The sequence below is a fragment of the Helicobacter pylori SA221C genome (assembly GCF_000476855.1).
In the GTDB taxonomy this organism is placed as follows: domain Bacteria; phylum Campylobacterota; class Campylobacteria; order Campylobacterales; family Helicobacteraceae; genus Helicobacter; species Helicobacter pylori_DK.
In genome coordinates, this window is sequence record NZ_CBPT010000038.1 from 1 (window position 1) to 1,177 (window position 1,177).

Annotated in this window: 1 protein-coding gene; it reads right to left on the bottom strand. The window is 31.9% G+C overall.

What is annotated here, in order from left to right:
• Positions 1 to 18: 18 nt before the first annotated feature.
• Positions 19 to 1,176 carry a restriction endonuclease subunit S gene (locus QU01_RS07850; protein WP_050579765.1) on the bottom strand — a complete coding sequence of 386 codons (1,158 nt, stop codon included), beginning with the start codon at positions 1,174 to 1,176 and terminating at the stop codon, positions 19 to 21.
• Position 1,177: the final 1 nt, after the last annotated feature.

Here is a 1,177-nt window from a genome sequence, read left to right on the forward strand (position 1 = left end):
AAAAGCTTAGGGGTTTCCTTATGAAGCGGGTTTGTCCTTGACTTTTGGGGCGTTAATTTTTTTTAAAACCCTGATTTTAGCGCTCATTAAATCGTGGTTTAAAGCTTTTTTGATGTTTTCAAATTGGCGTTTTTTGTTTTTAAGGCTAATGATTTCATTATCCAAATCGCTTAAAATGTTAGCGATAGCGATTTGTTCGTTTAGGGGGGGTAAAAAAATAGTCTTTTCTTTATAATCTTTAAAATAAATATGCGGTATTATGCTACCACTTGTGAAATTTTTAAAATCAAAATTAGATAACAAATAAAATAAAAACTCTGTTGTTGTTCTATGATTAGCAATTAACGCTCCCATAGTAGATAAAATATTTGTTTTAGGTGGCAAAATCCTTACTCTGCCCACACTTCCATCTTTAACAATAGAAATATAAGGCTTATCACTAATGAAAGTTGTATTTGTATAGCCTATGAAATTATTCACATCATAGACTTTAATTTTTCCTTGTTGCGTGATTTGTTCTGCACTTAAATTTGATGTTAAATAGTTGGCAATATCCCCAAGCCTCACTCTTTGCCAATTTTGATTGAAGCCTTTCAAGCGTTTTCTTTGGCTCAATAGTTCAAAGCTTAAAGCTTTTTTAACGCTCTCTTTTTTAAGAATGAGGGCGTCTAAAGAATAAAGATAATGATCTAAATCGCTTAAAATGTTAGCGATAGCGATTTGTTCGTTTAGAGGGGGTAGGGGGATTAAAGTATTTCTAAAATTATCATTATAAAGTCTTAAGATAGTTGTATGCTCTGTATTCCATTTAATATTAGAATAAGCATAAAATAAAAAATCATTTTTTACTAATGTTTCATCGTTGTCAATCCAAACAATATTTGAGTCTTGAAAATAAGCGGGTTTTCCGTCATAAATGACTGCCCTACCAATAGTTCCGGAAGCAGAAATTAAAATATCGCCTTTTTTTGGAAAAGAATATTTCGTTTTGTATTCTAAAAATAGCTTTTTTGAAATAAAGGCATTAGCGGTGTTGCCAAATGTGCCTATTTTATAGAATGGAATTTCACCATATCGTGTTGTTTGATATTTCATAACTCTTTTACACATGCATGGTTTGCCAATATCCCCAAGCCTCACTTTTTGCCAATTTGAGGGCGTTGTTAATGCGTCCATG

Coding starts and splice junctions, on each gene's coding strand:
- QU01_RS07850 (WP_050579765.1), bottom strand. CDS start 1,176: ATGGACGCATTAACAACGCCCTCAAATTGGCAAAAAGTGAGGCTTGGG.